The organism is Flavobacterium sp. UBA7682 (assembly GCF_002482945.1).
Classification (GTDB): domain Bacteria; phylum Bacteroidota; class Bacteroidia; order Flavobacteriales; family Flavobacteriaceae; genus Flavobacterium.
In genome coordinates this window covers 15,442-41,448 of sequence record NZ_DLGY01000034.1, presented here as the reverse complement: position 1 = coordinate 41,448, position 26,007 = coordinate 15,442, and the positions used below count along the sequence as shown (strand labels likewise).

At 35.9% G+C, this 26,007-nt stretch carries 20 protein-coding genes; 11 read left to right on the top strand and 9 right to left on the bottom strand.

What is annotated here, in order from left to right:
- Nucleotide 1 precedes the first annotated feature (1 nt).
- The 9 genes from B3C16_RS09645 (at nucleotide 2) to B3C16_RS09605 (ending at nucleotide 9,509) form a co-directional block, all read left to right on the top strand.
- A complete protein-coding gene (locus B3C16_RS09645) occupies nucleotides 2-1,909 on the top strand; it encodes a type II secretion system protein GspD (protein WP_291131218.1) in 1,908 nt (635 codons plus the stop codon).
- Complete coding sequence (locus B3C16_RS09640; RefSeq protein ID WP_291131216.1) at nucleotides 1,909-3,096, top strand: hypothetical protein; 1,188 nt, start codon at nucleotides 1,909-1,911, stop codon at nucleotides 3,094-3,096. Before B3C16_RS09645 ends, B3C16_RS09640 begins: the two co-directional genes overlap by 1 nt.
- 31 nt (nucleotides 3,097-3,127) lie before the next feature.
- Nucleotides 3,128-3,613, top strand: coding sequence for a hypothetical protein (locus tag B3C16_RS09635; protein ID WP_291131214.1), 486 nt, complete (start codon nucleotides 3,128-3,130; stop codon nucleotides 3,611-3,613).
- The gene (locus tag B3C16_RS09630; RefSeq protein ID WP_291131212.1) at nucleotides 3,597-4,556 is read left to right on the top strand and encodes a hypothetical protein; all 960 of its coding nucleotides are present in this window, start codon (nucleotides 3,597-3,599) and stop codon (nucleotides 4,554-4,556) included. The genes B3C16_RS09635 and B3C16_RS09630 overlap by 17 nt, the downstream gene beginning before the upstream one ends.
- Before the next feature lie 18 nt (nucleotides 4,557-4,574).
- On the top strand, nucleotides 4,575-5,069 hold the full coding sequence (locus tag B3C16_RS09625) for a hypothetical protein (protein WP_291131210.1): 495 nt from the start codon (nucleotides 4,575-4,577) through the stop codon (nucleotides 5,067-5,069).
- A 476-nt stretch (nucleotides 5,070-5,545) separates the two neighbouring features.
- A complete protein-coding gene (locus B3C16_RS09620; protein ID WP_291131208.1) occupies nucleotides 5,546-6,805 on the top strand; it encodes a site-specific integrase in 1,260 nt (419 codons plus the stop codon).
- A gap of 195 nt (nucleotides 6,806-7,000) precedes the next feature.
- Nucleotides 7,001-7,549, top strand: a complete 549-nt coding sequence (locus B3C16_RS09615; protein WP_291131206.1) for a helix-turn-helix domain-containing protein — start codon at nucleotides 7,001-7,003, stop codon at nucleotides 7,547-7,549.
- 90 nt (nucleotides 7,550-7,639) lie between these two features.
- Complete coding sequence (locus B3C16_RS09610; protein ID WP_291131204.1) at nucleotides 7,640-9,121, top strand: MauE/DoxX family redox-associated membrane protein; 1,482 nt, start codon at nucleotides 7,640-7,642, stop codon at nucleotides 9,119-9,121.
- 121 nt (nucleotides 9,122-9,242) lie between these two features.
- Nucleotides 9,243-9,509 (top strand): hypothetical protein, encoded by a 267-nt coding sequence (locus B3C16_RS09605; RefSeq protein WP_291131202.1) that lies wholly within the window; start codon nucleotides 9,243-9,245, stop codon nucleotides 9,507-9,509.
- Nucleotides 9,510-9,551: 42 nt separating this feature from the next.
- Here B3C16_RS09605 and B3C16_RS09600 read toward each other — a convergent pair whose 3' ends face one another.
- Genes B3C16_RS09600 through B3C16_RS09590 form a run of 3 tightly spaced genes read right to left on the bottom strand, consistent with a single transcriptional unit; the run spans nucleotide 9,552 to nucleotide 16,513 of the window.
- On the bottom strand, nucleotides 9,552-12,110 hold the full coding sequence (locus tag B3C16_RS09600; protein ID WP_291131200.1) for an alpha/beta hydrolase family protein: 2,559 nt from the start codon (nucleotides 12,108-12,110) through the stop codon (nucleotides 9,552-9,554).
- Nucleotides 12,110-13,504 (bottom strand): RagB/SusD family nutrient uptake outer membrane protein, encoded by a 1,395-nt coding sequence (locus B3C16_RS09595; protein WP_291131198.1) that lies wholly within the window; start codon nucleotides 13,502-13,504, stop codon nucleotides 12,110-12,112. The genes B3C16_RS09600 and B3C16_RS09595 overlap by 1 nt, the downstream gene beginning before the upstream one ends.
- An 18-nt stretch (nucleotides 13,505-13,522) precedes the next feature.
- Nucleotides 13,523-16,513: a SusC/RagA family TonB-linked outer membrane protein gene (locus B3C16_RS09590; RefSeq protein WP_291131196.1), complete on the bottom strand. Its 2,991-nt coding sequence runs from the start codon at nucleotides 16,511-16,513 to the stop codon at nucleotides 13,523-13,525.
- Nucleotides 16,514-17,353: 840 nt separating this feature from the next.
- On the opposite strand from B3C16_RS09590, the gene B3C16_RS09585 reads away from it, so the two are divergent.
- Together B3C16_RS09585 and B3C16_RS09580 are read left to right on the top strand one after the other, a co-directional pair.
- Nucleotides 17,354-17,629 (top strand): hypothetical protein, encoded by a 276-nt coding sequence (locus B3C16_RS09585; protein ID WP_291131194.1) that lies wholly within the window; start codon nucleotides 17,354-17,356, stop codon nucleotides 17,627-17,629.
- A 334-nt stretch (nucleotides 17,630-17,963) separates the two neighbouring features.
- Entirely contained in the window at nucleotides 17,964-18,263 is a 300-nt protein-coding gene (locus tag B3C16_RS09580) for a hypothetical protein (protein WP_291131192.1), read from the top strand.
- A 38-nt stretch (nucleotides 18,264-18,301) separates the two neighbouring features.
- On the opposite strand, the gene B3C16_RS09575 is transcribed toward B3C16_RS09580, so the two are convergent.
- Genes B3C16_RS09575 through B3C16_RS09550 form a run of 6 tightly spaced genes read right to left on the bottom strand, consistent with a single transcriptional unit; the run spans nucleotide 18,302 to nucleotide 26,002 of the window.
- The gene (locus B3C16_RS09575) at nucleotides 18,302-19,813 is read right to left on the bottom strand and encodes an ATP-binding protein (RefSeq protein ID WP_291131190.1); all 1,512 of its coding nucleotides are present in this window, start codon (nucleotides 19,811-19,813) and stop codon (nucleotides 18,302-18,304) included.
- A gap of 3 nt (nucleotides 19,814-19,816) precedes the next feature.
- Nucleotides 19,817-20,686: a hypothetical protein gene (locus tag B3C16_RS09570; RefSeq protein WP_291131188.1), complete on the bottom strand. Its 870-nt coding sequence runs from the start codon at nucleotides 20,684-20,686 to the stop codon at nucleotides 19,817-19,819.
- Between the two features lie 12 nt (nucleotides 20,687-20,698).
- The gene (locus tag B3C16_RS09565) at nucleotides 20,699-21,952 is read right to left on the bottom strand and encodes a DNA methyltransferase (protein WP_291131186.1); all 1,254 of its coding nucleotides are present in this window, start codon (nucleotides 21,950-21,952) and stop codon (nucleotides 20,699-20,701) included.
- The gene (locus B3C16_RS09560) at nucleotides 21,942-24,224 is read right to left on the bottom strand and encodes a hypothetical protein (protein WP_291131184.1); all 2,283 of its coding nucleotides are present in this window, start codon (nucleotides 24,222-24,224) and stop codon (nucleotides 21,942-21,944) included. The genes B3C16_RS09565 and B3C16_RS09560 overlap by 11 nt, the downstream gene beginning before the upstream one ends.
- A 42-nt stretch (nucleotides 24,225-24,266) precedes the next feature.
- On the bottom strand, nucleotides 24,267-24,773 hold the full coding sequence (locus B3C16_RS09555) for a hypothetical protein (RefSeq protein ID WP_291131182.1): 507 nt from the start codon (nucleotides 24,771-24,773) through the stop codon (nucleotides 24,267-24,269).
- Nucleotides 24,770-26,002: an AAA family ATPase gene (locus B3C16_RS09550; RefSeq protein ID WP_291131180.1), complete on the bottom strand. Its 1,233-nt coding sequence runs from the start codon at nucleotides 26,000-26,002 to the stop codon at nucleotides 24,770-24,772. The genes B3C16_RS09555 and B3C16_RS09550 overlap by 4 nt, the downstream gene beginning before the upstream one ends.
- Between the last annotated feature and the right edge of the window lie 5 nt (nucleotides 26,003-26,007).

The window sequence follows — 26,007 nt, the reverse complement described above, 5'->3', positions numbered from 1 at the left end:
AATGAAGTATGTACTTATAGTCTTATTTAGTATTTTATCGATTAGCCTTTCTACTGCACAAAGTGATATGGCTAGTTTAACTATTAAATTTGAAGATTTTGCCAAGCAGAAAAAGGGTTTGAATGACATCATGAAGACAGATGTTTCCGGATTGACGCTATATGATTTTATTAATTCAGTTGCTCAGGAGCATCAGTTAAACGTTAGTGTTGATACAGATTTAAATCAATTGGTCTCCAATACTTTTTTTGATGTAACTGTTAAAGATGTTTTTGTTTTTTTAGTTCAAAAGTATGATTTAGAGGTTGAGTTCATGAATAACATTATCCTCTTTAAAAAGAGGAAAGAAGTAAAAATTGTACCGAAGAAAATCCCTAAGGTGATTGATGTTAGTTACAATAATCAAAATGATTTTTTATCGGTTAAACTTGAAAATGATTCACTTCCTAATGTGGTTCAGGCGATTATAGATAAATCGGGAAAAAATATTATTATAACCCCAGATGTAAAGGCACAAAAAGTATCTTCATATATATTGAATAGACCTTTTGATCAGGTTTTAGAAATGATGGCGAAGGCTAATAATTTAACAGCAACAAAAGATGAGAACGGATTTTATTTGCTTGAAAAAGGAGGCTTGAATGCATCAGGCAATTTAACTAGTGACAAAAATAGTAAGGGCAAACAAACAAAAGTAGCTGTTGATGCGCCTGGTTTTTTTCAAGTAGATTTGAATAAAACGGGTTTGTTAGATGTAAGAGCCAATGTTGCCGAAGCTACAGATTTAATTGTTGAAGCGGCAGAAAAGGCCAAAGTGAATTATTTTTTTTATAATAAACCAGATAATGAAAAGACTTCTTTGCTTGCCGATAACTTGACTTTTGATGAATTACTTGACAATATATTCAAGGGAAAAAAATATACTTTTAAAAAACAGAATAATTATTATATCATTGGGGAGCACGTAACTGAGGGTTTAAGAGCTACGGAATTAATACAATTAGAGAATCGTTCGGTAGAATTAGTACTTGCGTCTTTGCCGAGAGTTTTTACTGAAAAATTGGAAATAAAAGAATTTGTTGAATTGAACGGGTTGATTATTTCGGGTCCTAAAACACTTGTTGATGAGTTAAGGATTTACATGAAGCAAATTGATAAAGTTGTTCCTCTAGTACAGATAGAAGTTATTATAGTTCAGTATAACAAATCATATGATATCCAAACCGGTATAAAGGCCGGTATTGACAAGAGTAATATTAAGCAAACGAATGGTGTATTGTTTCCATCGACTGATGTGAATTTGAATTCCACCTCAGTTAATAGTTTGATAGATGCTTTTAATGGGCTTGGGTTTATAAAATTGGGCAAGGTTACTGAGGCTTTTTATTTGAATTTACAGGCTTTAGAAAACAATTCAATTATTAAAATAGAGTCTACTCCTAAGATTGCCACTATTAGTGGTCATGAAGCTAAGTTAGCCATAGGAGAAACCAGCTACTATTTTGAACAAACCAATCAATTAATCAATAGCGGTTTGAATAATAATGTGCTTCAATCGGGGACATGGAAATCTACGGATGCCAATTTGAGTGTGTCAATTAAACCTTATGTGTCTACTGATGAAAATGTAACGTTAAACATTACGGTTGAGAAAAGTTCCTTCCTTGGAAGAGCAGGGGAGAATGCTCCACCCGGTAAAGCAACACAAAAATTTGAATCGTTAGTCAGAGTAAAAAATAGTGAGATGGTACTGTTAGGAGGTCTTGATGAATTGGAGAGAGAGAATTCGGGAACCGGGACACCACTTTTATCAAGGATTCCGGTTATTAAATGGTTTTTTAGCAGTCGTAAAAAAGCTAAGAGCACCTCTAAACTTCATATTTTTATTAAACCGACAGTAGTATACTAATGGATTTTTTATTAAAAAAAATAATAAAGTTTAAAACATTACACCTCATTGGCGTTTTTCGTAATCATGATGGAGATGTTTATTCCTTATTAAAGATAAAGAATCGAAATAATCAATTGGATATCATTGATAGTTTCTCTTTTTCTGATTTTGAGAGCTTAAAAACCCAATTAGATCAAAGTATACCGGTATTGGTTTTAATTGACGGGAAAGGTGTTTTAAACAAAACAATTGATTTAAAGAATAGTGCCGATGTAGATTGGCTAAAGAATTTAGATTATAAATCGATACATTTTACTTGTTATAAAGAACAAGAGGTAGAGTTTCTGAGTTTTTGCAGAAAGAACGTAGTGGAGGATTATCGAGAAGCTTTTAGTAAGACCGAAATACAGATTTTAGATTTTTATGTAGGCTCATTGCCTTCTGTTTTAATGAGGAATGTAATTGAAAAAAACAGTTATTATTCAAATCAAGTTTTATTGCAATTTGATGGAGAATTGTTATTGGATTTTAAAAAAGCTGAAAGTGGTACTATTAAAGAAGATTATAAGATAGGAGACAAGGTAATTTCAAATTTTCATCTCCCTTTATATGGGTTGGCCATTCTTTTTTATGTCAATGATGGTTCTTTTACCAAAAGTAAAATAGATGATGTTTCTTATGATGAGATTGTTTATCGTAAAGGATTTGAAAAGTTAGGTTTGGGGATGTTGGTTGGTTTTTTCATTCTTTTACTTACGAGCTATTTACTGATACAGTATTTTATCAATAAGAATGCCTTATTGAATCTTGAAAATAGCTATTCCAATAAATCTTATGATATGATTACTACTTTGGAGGAGCAAAGGGATGATAAATTTAAGATACTTAATGAAACCGGGTTTTCTTCTAAGAAGTTCATCACTTACTATTGCTATGAAATAACAAAATCAACGCCTCAAGAAATCAGTTTTTCATTATTGGATGTTTATCCTTTAAAGCATGAAGTTAAGAATAATAAGAAAATAGAAGTTAATTATAAGACCATTTTGATTATTGGGCAGACTACTAATAAGTCGGTTTTTAATACATGGGTTGACTATTTAAAGACCCAAAAGTGGGTTAAATTACTAGAAATTGTTTCTATAAAAAGAGATAAAAAAGATTTGACATTTTTTGAATTAAAAATTACTATCACTGATGTTTAATCAATATTCTTATCGGTTTAAATTTAAGTTTTTGATATTCTTTTTTGTGATATTATCAATCGCAGCTTATAGGAGATCATTTAGTAATTTGATTACGCTGTTTAACGAGCATAGAGAATTGAATGCTAAGAAAGAAAAGATTAGTAGTCAAAAACCAAATGTGAATACCTTAAAAAATCAGATTGCAAGTTTGGATAAATTGATAGGAAAAGAAGGAGTTGAGAAAGAAAAGATTCAACAGGAAATAATTGATTTTTTGGTTACTAATGGTTCGGAAATATCAATATATGATTTGCAACCTATTCATGAATTAATTCAAGAAGATTATAAAATATATACTTTTCAACTAGATTTAATAGGGAACTATAATCGATTACTTTCTTTGGCCAATAATTTTGAAAAGCAATTTGAATTTTCAAAAATTGTTAGTTTAAAATTTTATAAGGACAAAAAGAACAACAAAGCTGATGTTTTACATTTAAAATTAATATTTCAAAATTATGAAAACAATAAATAGATTCATTTTACTATTCCTTTCATTGGTTACGTTTTATGCCTGTGAAGATATCATTGCTGAAGACATTTCAGACGATGTAGTACAGGTTCTTTTCCCTCAAAATGATCAAATAATTTATAGTAATGTGGTTAATTTTCAGTGGGCTGAATTAGATGGTGCTGATAAATATCGTGTGCAAATCTTCAATTCTAATTCGGGAGTTATTCGTGATTCTTTGGTTTCCCAAAATCATGTCAGTTTTCCTATGGATGCCGGCAATTATCAATGGAGGATTAGAGGAGAAAATTCTGCTTATGAGTCAAATTACACTTTTAATATGAACTTTAGCGTGGTTGAAACTACGGATTTAGCAGACCAGCAAATCATATTATCCAGTCCCAACGATAGTTTTTACACCAACAATTTGAATTTGATCTTGGATTGGCAGGATTTGAATGCCGCAGATACTTACAACTTTGAATTGGTTAATGTAACTAATGGAGAATCTATTGTCAATCAGCAATCTAATTTAACCGTTAGTTCTGTTACTCTAAGTAGCACTATACTTTCCAATGATGCCGAATATAGATGGAAAGTAAAAGGGGTTAATGGAACTAGCGAGACTTTATTTTCGTCGCGAAAGTTTTATCTTGACAGGGTAAATCCGAACATCCCTCAAAATACACTTCCTTTGAATAATGCAACATCAAACATTAATCAGCCAATAAATTTCGGATGGAGTATCCCGGGTGATACCGGTATTATTCAATCAACCATAACTTATACCATACAATTTTCGAATGACATCAGTTTCAGTTCAATACTTCAAACTACTGATGTGAATGGGACTAGTTTTCAGCAATCTTTTGCTAATGCCGGAGATTATTATTGGAGGGTGAGGGCTAAAGATTTAGCGGGTAATATTGGAAGTTATAGTCCTGTTTTTAAATTCACTTTGAATTAATACTATCTCTATTTTTTGATGAAAAAGAAGATTAACATAGTGCTTTTGGTATTTGTTTTAGGGTTATGGGGTACCGTAATTTACAAATATGTTAATCGTTTTTTTTTAGAAGATGATATTCCAGTTACAGAGCATAATTTTATTGCGTCATTCAATAGTAAGGCTATTGCTAAGGATACTTTTACATTAGGAATTATAACGCGAGATCCCTTTCTAAATGGTATAAGAACCGAAAAGAAGGTTTATACGTCCAATTACAAAAGCTCTAAAAAGAGTGTGGTTAAAGTTCTACCAAAGAAAGTTGTTCCGATCACACCATTTCCAATGGTTAAATATTATGGATTTATAAAGTCAACGACAGGTAATAAAGAACTAATCCTTTTAAGTATTAATGGTAAATTTTCGAGATTAAAGTTGAATGAAAAGAAAGATGGATTAATGGTAACTTCTCTTCAAAAAGATTCTATAAAAGTGATTTATAATAAAGAAATTAGGTGGTTTTTGAAGAAATAGGAAATATTCATAGGCTTGTTTATAATGTTAACACTTTTTAAAACAATAATTATTTCAAAAAATAACCACAAGAAATTGAATACTAATACCAAATTTACTATTTTTACCCTGCTTATAACAAAGTAGTAAAAAGGAGTTGCCCTATAAGTGTACCGATGAAAATCAATCTTTGTCAAGCCTGGTAAATACTGACATCGTTTAAAGATAGCCGGAGCCTCTTTCTCCGCTGACCGAAAGGTAATTTGAAGCAAAACGCTGTAAAACTAATGTTTTACGGCGTTTTTTGCTTTGTAGCAGTATCAAAGAAGTTCATTAAATGGTATCGTATCAGTGACCTATTTAGTGACCTATTTATTTCAACGTAAATGGGTCACTGAAAATCGCTGAACGACCTGACTACCAACCTGTTCAAATATTGTACATCTTGTGTCAGGTGTGATTGATAGATAATTTTATAAATCTAAAATTTACACATTATGAACAAAACTTTCAGCCTTCTTTTTCTTCTCAAAAAGAACAAACAAAAAGCCAACGGAACTGTGCCACTTTATGCACGAATCACAATCGACGGTATTCCAAAAGAAATCTCTTGTAAGAGAACAATCCAACCAGAACTATGGGACAATAAACTCCAAAGACTTGTTGGTAGAACTACAGAAGTAAAATCGATGAACAACTATCTGAAAACCTTTGAACAGGAGATTTATGATGCGCATCATATGGCGATGAAAGATAAAACACCGGTTACTGCTGCGGTTGTCAAATCAAAAGTAACTGGAACCGATCAAGCCAAGTATATGATAGTTCCAATTTTCAAAGAACACAATAGAAAAATGTGGGCTTTAGTTCCGGATGAATATGCTGAAGGAACAGCAGAGCGATATGATACTTCTTTAAAGCATACAGAAAGTTTTATTCAATGGAAATACAAAGTCACAGATATAAACATTGAAGATATCGACTACGAGTTTGTAACAGAATTTGAGTTTTACTTAAAAACTGAAAGAAGCTGTTGCCACAATACAGCTGTAAAGTATGTAAAGAACTTTCAAAAGATTATCAATATTTGCTTAAAAAATGAATGGATTATTAGAGACCCATTTCTAAAGTACGAAGCGAAAGTCCGGGAAGTTGAAAGAGATTATTTAACACTAATCGAGTTAAGAACGATTTATCAGAAAAAATTTGTTTCGGAACGTCTTAGACTAGTTAGGGATATTTTTATTTTTAGTTGCTACACTGGGTTAGCGTATATAGATGTTAAACAACTCTCACCTGAAAATATTTCATACGGTATCGATGGAATTAAATGGATTTTCAAGAATAGACAAAAGACAGATGGACCTTCAAACATACCCATGCTTCCAATTGCAAGTGAAATAGTCGACAGGTACTCTGAAAGCCCAAAATGCTTGAATGAGAATCGAGTATTACCAATTCTAAGCAATCAAAAAATGAATAGTTACCTAAAAGAAATCGCGGACGTATGTGGAATAAAAAAAGACTTAACCTTTCACGTTGCTCGACATACTTTCGCAACAAGTGTAACTCTTAGTAATGGTGTGCCAATTGAAAGTGTAAGCAAAATGCTTGGCCATAAAAATCTTAAAAGCACTCAAGTTTATGCACGAGTTTTAGATGTAAAAGTGAGCGCAGATATGCAAGTATTGCGAAACAAATTGCAGGAAATTATGAATTCCGAAGATGGTAAAGTTTTACTAAGCTATACTGGCTAAAGTTAAAATAATAGTTCCACTAACAAAAGCACTGTAACAAAAATCACAGTGCTTTTTTATTGATAAATACTACCTGAAATAGGTGTTTAATTCCCGAATTACACACTATACTTCTTGATTCAGAAATTTGCATTATATAGCTTTGTCTACACTTCCTCCAATCTTTCTCGGTACTTCTATACTTTATATAATTGCATGGACTCAGAACAAAACCAACATCGAATTAAATCTATTTACCGTATGCTTTTAGAAATGGCAACAGGTAACTTGTCATATCGCATTAAGTTAGATGGACACGATTTACAATTTGATGAACTTGCAAAATCGCTAAATGAAGTTGCAGAAAAAATGCAATTGGGAAACTACTTAAATCCACAAAACTTTACTAATCCAATCCTATCAGGAAATGATTCTGCAACAATCATTATTCAAAAAGTACAGGACTACATCTTAAACAATTTAGAAGAACCACTACCAACAACAAAGGAGCTATCCAAAATGTTTGGTACAAACGAGTTTACCCTAAAAGAGAATTTTAGAAATATCCTTAAAACAAGCATCTACCAGTTCTACAATGATGAACGACTTAAAAAAGCACACTTTCTAATTCAGCAAACAGCTATTCCTCTTAAGGAGATATCTTTTTTATGTGGCTTTAACGATTACACAAATTTCTTTAAAGCCTTTAAGAAAAAATACCACTACACCCCAAGCGACCTCAGCCGGAACAACAGCGAAGAGTAAAGACTACTGTCCTTTTTGCATATTCAAATTCCCAAATTACCATTTTGCAAGAATTTCATTTACAGAATTTTACAAAAACAAATTCATCAAATGAAACTTTCTTCTTCCTTTAAATCAAACTTCATTTATATAGTGGCATTGCTGCACATACTGCTGTTTTCTTATGCTGCTGCAAGCAAGCTTTTAGACTTTCAGAATTTTCAGGTTCAGCTTGGTCAATCACCTCTATTAAGTGCATTTGCTGTTACAGTTTCTGTTGCCGTTCCCATGGTAGAATTCATTTTGGTTTTGATGCTGATGCTTCCCAGATTTCGCTTGATTGGATTGTACGGCAGTTTTGTTTTGATGACAATGTTTTCAGCCTACATAGTCATAGTTCTAAACTTCAGTTCGTTTACACCCTGTTCGTGCGGTGGTATTTTAGAAAAAATGTCTTGGACAGAACATCTGATATTTAATATCGTCTTTGTGGTAATTTCAGCAATAGCAATAATACTACATTCTAAAACAAGATTTGTTTATGGCTTTTTAGCTATTCTTTTCACGTCAGGGATCACGTTTATTATAGCGCTATTTCTCATGTCCGAAGATATCATACAACATCGAAACAATTTTGTGCGACGACTTCCAGACCAGTTCTCTAAAGAACACGATATCGACCTGGGTTTTAATTCCTACTATTTTGCCGGTGCTGTAAATGGAAAAGTGTATTTGGGCAATGTAACCGCACCATTGCTACTTACCGAAACTGATACGATGCTAAAATCTAAAAAGGAAATCGTAATTACACTAAGTAGCATTAATTTCCCATTCCGTTCACTAAATATTCAGGTGTATTCAAAGTACTTTTTGGCATCTGACGGCACTGTTCCTGTAATATTCAGAGGGAAAACAGGACAATGGAAGGCCACACAGATTCCCGGTATAAAGTATGCGTTTTCAAATCCGGTCTTTACAGATTCAATATCGACTGCTTTTCGAACACATAAAAAAAATCTTGAAAGCGTTTTAGCTACAGCTACTTTCACTTCAAACCGTGTAAAACGTAATCCGGCATTACTCCAAAAGCAAATAGATGGCAGATTCGATACTGATGGCGTGCTTAATTATGACCCTTATACTAACCAGCTTGTATACATATACTACTATAGAAATCAGTACATCGTTGCCGATTCAAAGTTAAATTTAATTCATCGTGGAAACACAATTGATACAACTACCAAAGCAAATATTAAAGTAGCATTCATAAAAGACAGAAACGAAAAGAAGTTTTCTGCACCGCCCATGACTGTCAATAAAAATGCTTATGTCTACAAGGGACTCTTATTTGTAAACGCAGCATTAATGGGCAAATACGAATCCGAAAAAATGTGGAAACAAGCAAGTATTATCGATGTCTACGACTATAAAAACCGAAGTTATGTGGTAAGCTTTTACGTCTACAATATTGATGGTGAAAGATTAACAGATTTTGCAATCCAAGGTAATAATTTCTACGGTATAGTTGGCTCGCACTTGGTAAGTTACAAGATGAGTAACATCGTTACAAGGAGATATTCCGAAAAAAAATAAAAGCTATCTCGAATAAAAAAAGAGCAAAATACGGGAACTAACAATATAACCAGCGCTGGTTGTCAGGAGTAAGATCGAAAACCTGTAAACAGAGTAGATCATAACATTAAATATAATTATCATGAAAAGATTAAGTAAATTCATTCCTATGGCAGCTCTTGCCTTAGGCTTAGTTGGAGCACTAAGTTCATTTACGGTGAACAAAGACTCAAAATTGACAACTAACATTCAGGGGTATGTAAAATTGAACCCTATGGGAACTCAGTGTGAGTCATCCATTTTGTGCTCTGATGATGGTATTCAGCTTTGTACCGTTGGTACAACACAAATTTGGGGCAAGGTCAATGGGACCGGACCTTGTACATTCGAGTTGAAACGCAATCACTAGTAGCAAAAAAGCAAAGCAGTTCCCATGGAACTGCTTTGTTGTTTAAAAACTATTGGGTCTAAACCAGTCCGGCTTACTTCCTTCTTTAAGATGATAATCCCACCACTGCATCATTCGTCGTGACAAATCAATCTGCTGTTCAGGCTTGGTTATCGCATGACCTTCTTTTTCGTAAAGCAACAATATATTGGGCTTCCCTAGTCTTCGCAAAGCCAAATGGAATTCCAGACTTTGTGTATAATTGATAGCACTATCTTCGATACCAGCCCAAATCAAAAATGGGGTCTGCATCTGTGGTGCAAAAGTAATGGGAGAATTCTGCAAATACTGCTGAAAGGCCTCATAAAGAGGTACGCCCATCCTTACTTGGCTGTATTCGTAGCGCCAGGAGTCCTGCTTCTTATTGTTACGACCTACGCTCAAATAACTACTTACAAAATCATTAAAGCCGGCACCTGAAATGGCCGCGGCAAACAAATCAGTTTGTGTTACTATGAAGCTTGTTTCGAAACCGCCAAAAGAGTGACCCACCAGTCCTACACGCTTTTTATCAACTGATTCATGCGCCGCTACTTCGTTAACCGCACTTATGACACAATCTAAGGCTGACCTGCCAGGTTTCCCTTCATCATATGCAATATCAGGTAACAGCACAAAATATCCCTGAGTGGTTAGGTTACTAATGTTGAATCCGTCCTGATTAAACAATGAAGGATTTACATACTGATTATAATAATCAGAAAGCCTTTCGTAAATATATACTACCATAGGATAGTTTTTATCAGGTGTATACCCTGCCGGATAAAAAAGCGCACCATTAAGCAGCGTACCTTTGCTATTTTCATACGTTATCAATTTCGAAAAACCCCATTGGTAGTTTCTTTGTTGGGGATTGCTCTGGTACAGTAGTTTAGCAGACCTTTTGCTGAACTTCACTAGTATTTGGGGTGGCACATGGTAATGCTCTCTTATATAAATGCACACCCCATTTGGCGAATACTTAAGTCCGTAAACCCTACTATTTTCAAATACAATCTGGTGCAATCCATTCTTGGCATCCCACGTAAAGTAACCGCTTTTTGTATCACTAACGGCTTCGAGGTGCAAACCGTCGTTTAAATTTAAGATTCCATTAGCAACAGAACCAGTCGCGCCATAGGGACTTTTCGATACGATGCGGTAAACTACTTTCGCTTCGCGGCCGTTTGTCAACCTTACAGCACTGCTACCATCTGTTTTTAAAAGCCATAGATCATACTGGTCATAAACCAAAACTTCTTTGTCATTGGTGGTCCAGCCTGCAATACCACAGACCTTTTCTTCGCCGGAGCGGTCGTATTTCTCATCGATAAAAGACTGCCCTGTCTGTCCGGTAAGGTTTTTATGAGTAGCTAACTTGATATCGTAGAGCCACCATTGCTTCTCTTTGAAATAAGTAATATAATTACCCGCTCGCGAAAGATCAATTTTGTTATGGTCGGCACTAAACTTGGGTAAAAACAACCGCTGCTCACCGGTAGCAATATCCTGCAGGTAATAATCCATCGGAGCGTCGTAGTCAAACTGGGGCTCATTGTCAAATGGATTACAAACTAAAGCATATTCCTGTCCCGGAATCAGAACCATATTAGGAAGTTGACTATTTGTCAACATCCGAAACTTTTGCTCCTCCGGAAACCATACTCCCAAAGTAGCGATAGCATAGTCCTGCAAAGCAGATCTTCTAGGATATACTACTTTGTCAGCAGTATTCCAAACTTGCACTCCTGTCGAATCTACTAAAGGTTTTTCTCCCAAAACTCCAAAGAACACTCTGGAGCCATCATCTGAAATCGAAAGTTCAGTACCTGATGCATTATAGATTTCAGCGGCGGCTGGAAAATCACTAAAGCTACTACGGTCAAAAGTATAAAACTTCCTTTCCTTTAGTCGATACTGACCAACGGTGCCCAAATGATCGCTGGCAATCCACGCAAACGATAATCCATTGCGTTGCCATGCAAAACTTGTATAGTTGCGCTCAATGGCATCCAACGGTTCAACCGAGCTCATTTTTTTCAAGTCCAACAACTGCATTTTCCGTTCAGAATCAAAGACTACTTTATCCGATGTAGGGTTAAGCGAATAAAATGTGACCTTAGGAACCTTCATTATCTCTGTGCCATCAATACCTACAATCAGTAAGTCGCCCGGAGTAGCACCTTCGCTTTTTAGAAGAATCAATAGCTGACCGTCCATTGCAATAGTATACTTGCTGATATCAGAATACGTTTGCCGGATACCGCTTTTAAGGTTCTGCACCATCAAGTTCCCATTCTTTTCCCGAAACACAAAACAATTGTCAGTCGCAAATTTACCTTCTGTACCTCCTGCAAAATCATATGTTTTTAGGCTCTTGGTATGCTTCACAAACAAAGTATCAATACCGCTTTCATATTGCAGTGAATAACTTACCCAGTTTCCCTTTTCAGACAACTGTTTCAGTTCCATCGTGCTCCACAGTTTATAGTGAGCTTCTGTCAACTGTTTTTTAACCTGTCCCATTACGGGACAGGTCATAACTAAAACAAATAAAACATGAAAAAAAATCTTGTTGCTCATTAGTAGCCGGGATTTTGTGGTAACATATTAGGATTGAGCAATAGCTCGCTTTCCGGTAATGGAAACAGCGCTTCATTAGAACTCCATCCGGGCTTTACAGGGGCAAGTACAGTAGTAAGTTCCGAGGCACGCTTCAGGTCAAAAAAGCGATGGCCACCTTCAGTAAAAAACTCTACGCGACGTTCCCTCAATATTGCAGCAAGGATATCCTGCTGGTTAGTGGCTGTGCTACTAGGTAAACCCGCAAGGTTTCTGATTACATCGAGGTCAGCTGTAGCACCGGTCAAGAATCCTTGTTTTGCCCTTGCTTCCGCACGAATAAGATACATTTCCGGCAAACGCATTACAATAGAGTATTCTTCTGTGGTTCCTGTCATGCTCTGCTGTTTATACTTATAGGAGTGGTACCATGTAGCACTACCATCGGTTATAGCATTTATCCAATGGGTCTTACGCAAATCGCCTGTTTCAAACGCAGCTACAAGTTCGCTCGTAAGCGCAGCAAACGATGGCGGTCCCGCAGTAAAAATTAAATTCCCACCTTCCGCAGTATTGCCTCCCGGGCTGTTTGGAATAAGTTGCCAAATGGTACTAACGCTCCCTTTTAAAAAAGCGGTGTCAAAATCAGTGACTAGCGAGTAAGTTCCATTTTCATTAATAACCGCCGAAGCTTCATTGCCAGCTTCTGCATTATTGCCATTGTACAGGTACACTCGCGCCAACATAGCAGATGCTACAAGCTTGTTCGGGCGTATGCGAACACCACCAAAGTAATTTGCAGGCAAAAGTTGCTTTGCAGCCTCTAAGTCGGCAATAACGCGATTATATACCTCAGCAACCAACATTTTGTGAGCCACTTGGTTTTGCTCATAGCTGGTCGTTGTGATGTAAGGTATATTTCCAAACAAATTCACCAAATGAAAATGCACCATGCCACGAACAAACAACGCTTCACCCATCAACTGGTCTTTATCTGCCGGCGAGAGTTTCGTTGATGCACTCACACCTTCATAAACGGTATTGGCAGCATAGATGATATTGTAGCTGCTGCTCCACCATTCGGCAACCGCTCCGTTTCTGGGAAGAACACTATTGTTATAAAAATGTTGAATATCGGCCAAGCTCGTTCCATAATAGTCAAGTTCGTCGGCATAAGTTCCTAACGCAATGCTCATACCAGTGGCATTGCCTGTCAGCAGGCCACTATCTCTAAGTTTTGAGTATATGTCTGTCATGGCTGCATTGGCTGTTGCTTTTTCATCAAAAACACTCGACGTGTTCAGTTGCGATGAGGGCAAATCCACTTCCACAAACGAATCACACCCGGAAAATAATAGAACAAGTCCAACGATTATGCTTAGTCGTACAGACTTTAATGATTTTAAATTTTTCATAATGCTAAGTTTTAATTGTTAAAAAGTGAATTGCAGTCCTGCCGTAAATATTTTCAGCGGAGGCAGGTATCCATAGGCAGAGAACTCCGGGTCACGTCCTTTGTAAGAAGTGAAAGTCAAAAGGTTTTGCCCTTCAAGGCTCACTTTACAGCTGGCACCAAAAAGCCACTTTTCAGGAATTTTATAGGATAAAGCTACATTCTTCAATCGCACATAGGACGCATCGCCAATGGCACCATCGCTTTCATAGTAATTATAATAGGCATCTAACGCTGCGCCATTATAGCCGGTACTATATATTTGAGAACCTGCCGAGTCACCGGCGTTTTGCCAATGCTGTAAAACTTCAACGGGTTGATTACCCATCGTGCCGGGTAAACCCGCCATCACCACCGAGGTATAATTATCCTGCTTTACAAACTGCAGCATAAAGTCAAGTTGCCAACGCTTGTAATTCAACTGGTTGCTCAATCCTCCAAAAAAGCTAGGGTTAAAATCCTTCACTACCTGTTTGTCCAATGGGGATAGCATCCCGTCTCCATTCATATCGGCAAACGTATAAACGCCCGTTTGCGGATCTAATCCTGTGTAATGATACACCCTTTGTATGTTCAGAGCTTCGCCTATAACAAATTGGTTGCGATAGGTCGAACTTTCTAAATTGGGGAACGATAAAAGCTTGTTTTTCGAAAAGGAAATATTAAAATTGGTAGTCCAGCCAAAGTTCCCGTTCTGAAAATTCACGGTTCTTAGCGTAATCTCCGTTCCGCTGTTTTGAACAGTGGCATCAAGATTTCCTTGAAGAGTTGGAAACCCAGTGGTCGCGGGCATCGGAATACCCACAAGCTGGCTCGAAGAACGATTACTGTACCAGCCAACAGTCATAAAAATACGGTCTTTAAAAAATCCCGCCTCCAAGGCAACTTCCAGTTTTTTATTAGTCTCCCATCCAAAGTTAGGATTGTACAATCGCGTAGGTTGCAATCCTATTACGCCGTTATAACTAACGCCCGAGGAAAGGAAAGTGTCAAGGAACTGATAATCCCCAATCAAATCATTCCCGGTTGTCCCATAACTGCCTCTCAATTTTCCAAAGCTCAATATACTCTTGTCCTTCACAAAGGACTCTTCACCAAACAGCCAGGCAGAACCCACAGCGCCAAAAGTGGCAAACTGCTTTCCTGGCCCAAAACGGCTACTCCCATCACGTCGTGCTGTAAGGTTTACTATATATTTGTCTTTATAGGAGTAGTTAAACCTCCCAAAAAAAGCTTGGTATTTATAATCAGTCTGCTGGTCCTGCGAAACAGTAACGCTAAAGGCAGAAGCTAGGTTATAAATTAGGCTATTGCTCGCAAATCCATCACCACTCTGTAAAACTCTGCTGTTTTTTTGTTGCTGAAAAGTGCCTCCGGCAAGCAGTTCAGTTTTTCCATATTTCCATTGTTTTAACCAGCTTACTTGGGGTTCTGCAATCCACGAACGGCGCGCTACAGTATTCACTAACAAGTTAGAATATTCAGGACCCGCCTCATAGGCAGGGTCATAAATAGTCGAGGGCGTGGTTCTCGTTTCATCATGCTTAGTATCGGTTATTCCAAAACTCGACTTCACTTCCAATCCCGGCAGTATACTGTAGCTAAGTAATGAATTGGCAATAAAGTCATAGGTTTTAGTTCGGTACTTTCCGTCCAATGATGCCAAAGGGTTTACCCATGTGCTACCTTCCCAGTTCAAGCTCCCATCAGCATTGTAAAGTGCCGGTGCATTAGGTGCCAGTTGTAATGCGGTGCGGCTCAAGTCAATCGCAGGCTGATTATTGTCTTGTACAGTGTAGCCGGTTGATAGTGACATCCTAAACTTATTGTTTTCCGATGCGTGGTTTATATTACTGCGAAGTACTCCACGTTTATACCCATAATCACCCGGAAAAACCGTCGTCTCATCATGAAACGTACCACTTACCAAAAATTGGGTAGTAGCACTTCCGCCACTTACCGAAGCATTCGCATCCTTGTAGCTTACTGTTCCGCCAAGGAGTTCCTTTTGCCAGTCGGTATACCGGTTCTGATCCCACGTTCCGTTAACATCATAATCCGAAAACCCCGGACTCACGCCATCATTAGCAAAACCTTCATTTCGCATAGCAAGGTACTGTTCAGTATTCAGCAGTTTCATGAATTTCGTCACTTTTGCAGCACCTTGTGATACGTTGGCAGTAAAGCGTGTTTTGCCTTGCTTTCCTTTTTTGGTAGTGATAAGAACTACACCATTGGCACCACGCGAACCATAAATAGCCGTAGCATCAGCATCCTTCAAAACTTCAATGCTCTCAATATCGGTTGGGTTAATACTGTTAAGCGGATTCGCTACCGTAGGCATTATACTGGTAGTACGTGAGTTTCCTATTGATTCCGACGAATACGGAACACCGTCTATTAAATACAAAGGGCTGTTACCCTCAGCACGCAAGCTGTTCTGCCCACGGATCTTAATGTCAAATCCACTTCCGGGAACGCCACTGGTTTGGGTTATGCTAACCCCCGCCATTCTTCCTTGCATAGCGGCAAGAACATTAGTCACGGGTTGATTATCCAAATCTTTCGAGGTTATTTTGGCAATACTTCCCGTGCGTTCTTTGTCTTTAACGGTGTAGTATCCTGCGTTTATAGTTACTTCTTTCAAAGTAGTCGCATCTTCGGTCATAGTAACGTTTACAACACTGTCAACTGCGACTGTGACTGCGACATCCTTATAACCGATGTAACTGAAAACAAGCACATCACCTTCGGCAGCATCTATAGTATACTTCCCTTTTTCATCGGTTATAACACTGTTGTCACTTGTTTTAGGATTGTCACCCTGAGCGAGCCTGTCCTGAGCGGAGTCGAAGGATCGAAGGGCTTTCTTAACGGTAACAGTAACTCCTGGTAAAGCACCATTGGCATCACTGACTGTTCCTCTAATACTATTAGTTTGTAGGTTAAGATATCCTGTCATCCCGAGCATGTGATATTGAGAGGAGGACAGCCAGTGGCTGTCAGGTATTTTTATTATCAAAGGGCTTTCTTTTCCCTCATAAGGATTAGCAAAACAGGCAAGGCAAAAAAGATACATCCATATCATAACGGAATACCAAATCACGTCCTTGACCTTGAATAATGAATTTTTATTCATAATATTGGGTTGGTTAAATTGAACAATAGTTTAATTAAGCTTGACTCTCTAGTATCATGCGCCAACAGGAGCTAGAGGGTCTTTTTTTTGTTTGTGAAGTTTTGTTTGTTATACCATAGGCTTAAATGTGTTAATTAATAATTTGTCACCCTGAGCGCAGTCGAAGGGTCTATGTTCTATTTTCTATTCTCTTCTACAAGAATAAACCTGCGCGGGCATAGCAACTAACCCAACTCAATAAAAACTCAACTATTACTCACACGCAGGCTGTATAAGTAGTTATAAAAACAAAGAGAAATCTAAGTGATAACAGGATAAACTTTTCCCTTATCCCTAGTCCCTTATCCCTTTAAAAAATGGTGAATCATGAAGCAGAGTTTACCCCATAAAAAAAGGCGCGGAACTCAGCTTAAACGTTTCAGAGGTACTGGTATACCATACGTACGAATAAGTGAGCCCACGCCAAAGGACGTGAGCATCTGACTTATCATCTCGTACGTTTAAAAAATTACCAGTTTTCTGAAACGAGATTCAAAGCGAATGCTTCAATATTGTTATTTGAAGAATCGCAAATTTAATACTAATTATAGCATTATGCTGACAAATATAAAAATTATTACCGACATACATGTCGTTGTGATAAACTTTTTTTCTGTGTCAATTTGAATTCAAATGAAACAGATAAAAAATACTCAACTTATAGCGGCAACAAAAAAGGTTTTACAAGACCTCCGTGCAGAAACAACACTGACACAAGATGCTGTTATTACAGATATTTTTGATTCAAAAAATACAACCATCAATTTAGCTAGGATTGAAACAGGTCCTGTGGAAGTTTCTCCAAGCACCATCTTTTTGCTTTGTGAATATTATAAAATTTCAATTTCATCTTTTTTTAAAAGAGTCGAGGAGATCGACAAAAAGTTGAAAATAACCGAAAAAAAGTAAATCCTTTTCAATAAATACCACTAAATTTAAGATGCTTTCGAGCATCTTTTTTTATTCCAAAATTGCATAATTTACTTTCGAGACATTTAGTATTTTGTCTTTTTTAAAATTCTAAATATGGAGTGGTACAAAATCTTACTTGCAATTCCAGTCATAATTCTTGGAGTATATATCCGTGGCAAAGTCTATGAAAATAAAAGGAATATGCATTATAATGATAGTTGGCGCAATCGAAAGAAGTAATCTTCAGAGAGGCATCATTTTTTTTCGTTTTTAAGGTTAAATATTTTTATCGTATTATATAGTATATAAATTTTATAAAAATTATACCATTATGAAAACTAGTGACTTTATGAATGCGAATTTAAATGCGATAAAAAAATTGATCAAAGAACAAATGAGTGATAAGTTCGACTCTCACATCTTTATCAGGGCACTCGCAAAAAAGTATGAATACCAATATGTACTGCTTTTAAGAAATTATAGAAAGGATGCACATAGAAACGTCCATGCACAAATTGCAAGACATCTTTCAAAAAACAAGGATTACTTTGAAATTGAGAAACACGGTAAAGTTAGGAGTGCGACCGTCTTTGGTTTTAATAATTCAAATGAATTATGGTCTAAAAAATGATGCAATAAGATAATATTGCATTAAGGATAAATGTTTTTTTAAATCTTATTTGCCATAATTTCGTATGGAATTCTTAATAATGTATCCTTTAACATTTTTATTGTATTTGGTTGAATATTTCCTCTTAGTTTTAAGGCTTTCCATTCTGCAACCCCATCATAAATGGAGTGCCTTACAAAATTAGTAAATGATTCTGGATGCTGCATATCTTGTACATGCGGGTGCAGCACATTAATTATAACAATGATTTTTAAGTCCTCGATAGTCGTTTCACTTAAAACGTAAGGATCGAACTCTGATTTTTCACTAAAAAATACAATTACAGTAATTTTATCATCATCTTCTCCAAGCTCAACTTTTAAATCAGGTTCATATTCAGAAGTTGTACTTTGGATACTTTTTTGATATGACATGCCTATGATCTTTTCGGGATATGGGTCAGCTGCTCTCCAAAATGAATTTATTTCAGCAGACTTTAGTTCACTTTCTAGGATTGTGACTGAACTTTCTTTAAAAGTTAAAATTTTATTTAATTCTTCCTTATTGTATCTGAGAGTTAAAGCCAGTTCCCTTGCATCATGACAAACTTCTCCAAGTTTCTTATCCAAAAGATCCTCATCGTCGTCCTCCCAAACTATTTTATCCTTCGTGTGGCTTACCGAAAACTTCTGCAAAATTAATTCACCAACTACTCGCTGATTCACTAAATCATTCCCACCATCTTCTTGATCACCATAGACAGTAGTTGGCTTGTATCCACTTTCTATCACTCTTTTGTTTTGAATAATTGAAAAACCTGCTTTTTTTCTGCTTCCATAACCTTTACCTAAAACTCCAACCCAGCCTTCAACAACTTTACCATTAATTTCAAATTCAAAATCCTTTTTATATCTAATTCCATCAGTAGAAACATGTAACTCATCCTGATATCCTATCCAACTTAAAGGAACGTGATTCCACTTAATTTCTATTCCTTCAGTTATATCGAACCTGTAAATTGAACTTAAATAATCTTTAATTTTCCAAAGAGTTTTGGCGACAAACTTCCTATTAAGATTCTCTATTGTAATTTTTGTATAGTGCATTTCTTTTTCTCCAGGAGTTATAGTAGGTACTAAGTCAACTTCACCTACTATTGCGGCAATCGCTGCAACATCAATTTCGACTTTGTATATGTTTTCATCACCGTACTTTTTTGTTTCTACCCACCATTTGTCACCAAACCAGCACGCAGCTGTTTTCATACCCATTCCAAACCTAGATCGCCCATCAGTATTTTCGGGTAGCTTACCAATCTTCATTGCCCTGTCTAAATCTGCCAAATCCATACCAATAGAATTATCAGTAATAGTTATAAAATCAGCATCACGATCATAAATAATCGAAATCGATAATTTCTCGCCGGAAAGTTCAAATTTCTCTTGGAGTTCTTCGTTGTCAAAAAAGGCTTGTGTTGAATTATCAATAAATTCTGCAAAAGCAAACCAAGGCTCGTATGAAAGCCGTTTGTAAGATTCAATAACATTATTTTCTATTCCAAATTTTAACATAATCTAGTCTTTTATAAATACGAATGTATTTTGGTTGATCGTTTTGATTTTACTGAATAACCTTGAAAACAAATTTCTATTTTGAATTGTACGGCTCTTTGAATAGTAATTTAACCTATAACGTGCCGAAATTGGATCAAGAGGAGACGTGGTACTGTTACAAATTAAGTATGGAATACTGCCGTCGTCCTGTCTTTCCCATTTGTAACTCCTACCTTCAAAAAATATTTCTAATGTATCACCGTTCTTAATTCCGTGTTTATTAAGAAAGTCTTTAGAAAGTAATTTAATAGCGAAAGGTAGTGATTTTTCAAATTTACAGTGACAAAAATCGGTGTAAATGGTAGGGAATTCGCCGGAGAGTCGATACAGTTTCCTGTTGTCAAAATCATTGTATATTTGAAAAACACACATTTCGCAGGAAAGTTTTGCTAAATCAGATTTCCATTTTTCTTTTTCTTCATTAACGATAACCATCAATTTAGGGAGGATAGAAGATGTAATAAGTGATTCAACCTTTGATTTGTTTAAATCGTTTCTTTCTTTACAGATGTAATCAGAATTATCCTTATTAGGAGTAAAGTTTCTGAAGGTGTGAATTTGTTTTATTACTTCTTCCTTAGTATGTTTTCCCAACTCTACTTCAATAACATACCATTCAGAATAATCATTTTTAATCATCCCTAAATCAGCCGCACTGGATTTTCCAGTTATGTTATTTAAAAGCTTTTGTTTAAATGAAAAAACTCTATAATCTGGAAAAATTGTTTCAAGGTATAGCTTAACAGTACGCTCAAGATCATTTTCATTATAATAATCCCGTGGTGCTAATTCTTGAAACCAAACGGTATCGTGATCAAGGACTTTAGACATACATTTTTATTTTTAAACTCCTATAAAATACTTTGTTAACTCATTAACAGAATCTATGTTTAGCTTTTCAATATTATTCTTATTTTCGAACTTTTCAAATGGATTAATATCTGATAGTATTACAATACGATCCGTTGTGGTAGCGATTCCTTTTTTATCTCCCCAGATTCTGGTCGTTTTATCGGTGCTTGTTATAACATCATTAATACACCAAACATTTTTAAAGATTTTATTTTCCATAATCATCAAACAAAATTCCCTTGCTAATGGAATAACACTGTTTTTTGATTTCGCAACGTCACCAATTACAAAAACAGCAACACCATCCTCTTTCAAAAATTCTTTCAATTCTTTAATTGCCAGTTTAGAAAATTCAATCCATCCGTCTAAATTTAAATCATCATCCAATTCTTCTGATACAGCAATTGGATCCTGATCCATAAACCATGAACGAATCCAATTCTGTTTAGCGTAGTTGACAATCCCCAAATATGGTGGTGAGGTCAAAATTAAGCTAGCTGAATCCTTGTAAGGCTGTAACTCATTATAATTGGATAATGACTTGACATCAGCCTTTATAATTAGACCTTCACCTCCTAAAGATAAATGTTTTTTAAACATTCTGGTTGTTTTTTCTTTTAATAAACTGAAAACATTTCTTTCAAATCTATTAAGTTGATTTGTTTGAACAAATCTCCTTACATACTCAGGCGACATGCTGAATGTGTTTGGCATATCTATCGAAGCATAGGCGGAGCTAGTATCTTTTCGTTCTCCACCATGTAAAATTCCTAATGTAATTCCAATTAAGTATTTATCAACTTGCTTTTCCGACTTCAATAATTTTCTCCTCAAATAACAAAGTTGTGCTAAAGTTTTTGGGTGAAAAATTAGGTGGATTTCATCAGATTGAGCAATTGCTTCTGGCTGATATAATGCATAATCATACTTGCTTTCAAGTTCATCAATTCTTGTAAAGATTTCTTCTGTGGTAAGATTATAGTTTTTGGCCTCACTAAGAGCAAGAGCTATTGGATTTAAATCTGTTGCTAAAGCATTTCTATTTAATATTCTAGCCTCCAATGCAGTTGTCCCTCGACCCGAAAAAGGATCGTAAACGAGATCGCCTTCATCTGAAAAGTACTGTATAAAGTAATTTGCTAAGGGGGCAGGGAATGCTCCTAAATAGGAGCACATAGAATGCCAGGAATCAAAATCTCGGGCACTGAGTTTTGACCATGGCGTTTGTAGGTTATCAATTGTCATTCTCAACATTTTCGGTTATTATCACTTGGAAAAAATCATTGATTAACTCAACAATTGTTTCACAAGCATTGGCTAAATCGGCTCTTTTTATAGCATCAATATTTTCTTGAGAAATTTGATGGCCGTCTTCGTTATTTAATCTTGTTTCGATTTTGTTTTGACTTATCATAAAGGCACAGAATCCAACATGTTCTCTATATCTATTTTTAATTGACTCGACAGCTTCCATACTGTATTGCTGTGCGCGGGTAATTATTTTTGTCAAGTGTTTATTTGAGTCATTTATAAAAATATCTACAGAATCGTTGCTGATGTCTACATCGGCTACCGTATCATAATTCCAACCGGATTCTTTATAATAGGCTTCATCTTCATTAATATTATGAATTTGAATATTTGGTATATTTTTATCGCCACCTTTTTTTGAATCTCCATCTGCAGCTAATTCTATCGCCTGAACTTCTAAGTTACTACTTAGTGTTTTTTGTTTTGGTGGGCGAAGTTCCAGGGTTATATTTCCTTTTGTTCCGGGTTCAACGTCTTCTCTACATTTAAAATACGCTATACCATATCCATCAATTACTCTAGCTGACCCTGTAAAGCTTCCAAAAGAATGTGGTTCAATTACCGCTAAAAATGCGTCTGGATTATTAAAATAACTTGGATGTGCATCAGTTTTGAACTTAATACTAAAAGTTTTTCCAATATATATTTCTTTTCCTTTTTCTGTAGTTATCTCTAAAAAAGTTGGTGGATCACTAAATGGAATTGGAACCTGCTTTTTGGTCTTAACGGATTCCTTAGTTTCGGAAGCTTTTACTTCGGTACCACCACCATTTGCTTTAAAATAAACGTTTATTCTATTTGCAAGTTTCTTTCTTAGTTTATCGAGAGATTCAGTTACATCCTTTTTAAGATAACGGTCTTTCCGTTCTTTATCTAATAGTTTTAATTGATCATCTTCTTTCAGAGTGTCAATAGTTAGTTTTTTTAGTTCTTCAAGAATAGAAGTATCTCTTAATGACTCCCTTGTACTACTGAATAAATGCCTCTTAGATTCATTGTCTAGTCCATCACATTCAATTTGCACTACTAAATACTTTTCGATAAATGGTAGCTTTAAATCCCCTTTAATAATAGAACTTGGAAGTGTACCTTGTTTTTGTCCGTTGAATGTAATAATAATTGGTTGCGATGGTAAACAATAATTCTTTATTCTATCCATTGGTTTATCTGAACCTTCTAATGTTAAGACCCAATAGTAGATTCTTACTTTTCCATCCTTAAAAGTTAGATTTACCTCATTTTGATATTGAGTCAAGTTCTTTTCATCACCACCACCTTTACTCAATCGTCGGTTATTTCCAAAAATACTACGGTTTTCTACCTTACCATTATTCAAATCCTTTTTTCGCTCACCACTTATAGTTATCGGTATGACTGGGTCAAACAAGTAGTGATGTGCTAAATACCACAGAGAAGATGTCGGACCTGTAATTTTAGCGGTGTACTTCCCAAGGTCCATTCCAATGTGTCGAATTAATGTCCCGTGATTGAAAATACCTTTCGAATCCTTTAGGTTGAATGGTTGTCCTGTGCTTTTATTAATGCAATATTCAAACCATTCCAATTTATCAGAGTCAACATTACCGGGGTTAATCCTTACAATTGTCCAACTAATTTCGTCTTTTACGTTTTCTTCTCCAAGTGCTGGTTTAGAAATTATTATTGTGTAATTGTTGTATGAGAGGGCTGTCGAACCACCTTGACCGTATGCACCCATTAAAAACAATTTTGAAATTTTATTTTGACCATGAAGGCTTAAAATAGTTTTTGAAAAATCATCTCCTTTAACCCCAATACCTTGATCACGGATTTCAACTGTTGGATAATTTTCTCGTTCAGAATCTCTTAGCGTAACTTTTATTTTCTTTGCGAGTTCTTGTATTTTTTTATCACTTGCATTTTCGACATTTTTTAAGCGTCCTTCCTCCAAATCGAACCAAGTTTGGGAAGCCATTCTTGGGCTATTTATATTATTTGGTTCGCCTTGAATTTTCCATTCGAGTTCCATCACAGCATCTATGGCATTTGTGAGCCTTTCTGCAAGTCCGGCTGCAGGATCAGTACCTATATTAATGGTTGCAATATTATCCTTGTAGCCTCCGACTGGAGTCCAATCGACACTATAATCATCGATTAGTGTTTCTAAAACGTCTGTTACTTCCTTTGCGGTATTTGCGCTAAGTAATTCCTGAAACAGTTTTTCCATATTTTATTTTTAAAGGGTTTGCACCCAAACAATCTTATATATTTATAATAGAATTATTCTGTTCTCAATTCGCAGAACATAACCAGTCTCTTGTGCAAACTTTTCCATTCGTTCAGTCTGACTTTCTTTAAACTTTGGATGTTCGCTGTTGGCTATATAAGCCCTTTTCTCGGTAAACTCTTCCGCCGCATCCGTTTTTTCAAAATGATCAATAGTAACCTTAATTTGCTCTTCCGCAGTCTTAACCCAATCGGGTCCTAATGCACCGCGCTGTTTTAATTCTACAAAAATGATGGTATCATCATAAGAAAGGATTCCTTCACAACGTTTGTCTGGTTTTCCACTAGGCTTTCGGATATCTATACAATTATCAACAGCAGTAAAAGTGCAATAGTAATCATAGTCATTAATCACCACGGCAATCCATTTGGCACCATTAGCTTCATCAATATAGGCTGGGTTTTTTGCAGGTGGCGGATCATCACATAATCCAAATTTTTTCCGGCTGGAGTGCGTTTGGCATCCTGCATCCATAAAATTTAAACTCATAACTTTTGCTGTATTTCCAGTAACCTTGCAAAAAGCTCATTGGTTTCGCCAAGTCGTTCATTAAGTTTGTTGTCGTCTGAGGGCATTCCTTGATAATCCTCCAATAGCGAAATAGTCCCTTCTGCCTCTTCCATCTCATATACCACAAGATCCTCGCCATTTAAGACCGATATGATGGGCACAATTTGATGCACTTTTCGTAGCATCTCATCATCATTATTATTTATTCTATTAACAAGAGTATGCGCTTTTACTGCTAAGGTTAAGTAGTTTAATAAATAAGGGCTGTGAGTTGTTATAATTAATTTGTTATTGTCATTTTGATTGCTAAATCGCACAAGAGTATTCAACACCTCCCGCTGAGAAGTAGGGAACAGGTTTTGTTCCGGCTCTTCAACAATATTTAAAAAGGCAGAATAACTACGTTGCGCTGATAAAAGTTGAAGCTGTGCTCGTTTCACATCTTCAGACAATGTGGGATCGCTCATAATTTCCTGTACCTGTAAAAATAGATTCCTTTCCTCGTCAAGACTAGTATGTTTAGTAGAATGGTCACGCTTTCTAAAAAGAGAATCGGCCAAATACGAACTTACCATATACAAAGGCACGAAAGATTGAAAACCACTAGAAGCTTCAGTAAGGTTTACTGTATAATCTTTACCTTTTATTCTAACGATATTGCTAAACTTTTCATATTCGAGTTGGGCATTATTGATAGGTAAATCTACCATTCCGTCCAAGGCATCAATTTCATCCAAGGCATCAAAATATTCATCAGCAAAAGTGTAAAGTGTACTGGGCAGACCTTTTAAGTTTCTTACATTTCTAACCGAACCAACCAAGTTTCTCTCTGCCGGTACATACATAATCTTTGGAAAGGAATAACCATTCATAGGATTTCTTTCAATAAAAACATCTTCACTTTTAGTATTATAACGAATAATAAAAGCCTTACCGTGGTATTCAATTTCGGTAGTATCTTTAAAATAAGAGCCAATGTTTTGGTAAGAGCAGTGAATTTTAAATTCTTCCCTTGTTAATGAAGTAAAATCACCTCTTACCAAAGCTTTTTCAATCCAAACGATAGTAGAAATTAATTTTGCGACAGTACTTTTTCCCGAACCTTGATTACCAATAAAAACGGTAACACGTTTAATGTCAAGCCATCCCTCGTTAACTTGCAGCCCTGCTTTGATGGGTCCGAAATTTCTAATTCTAATTTTGCTCATAATTG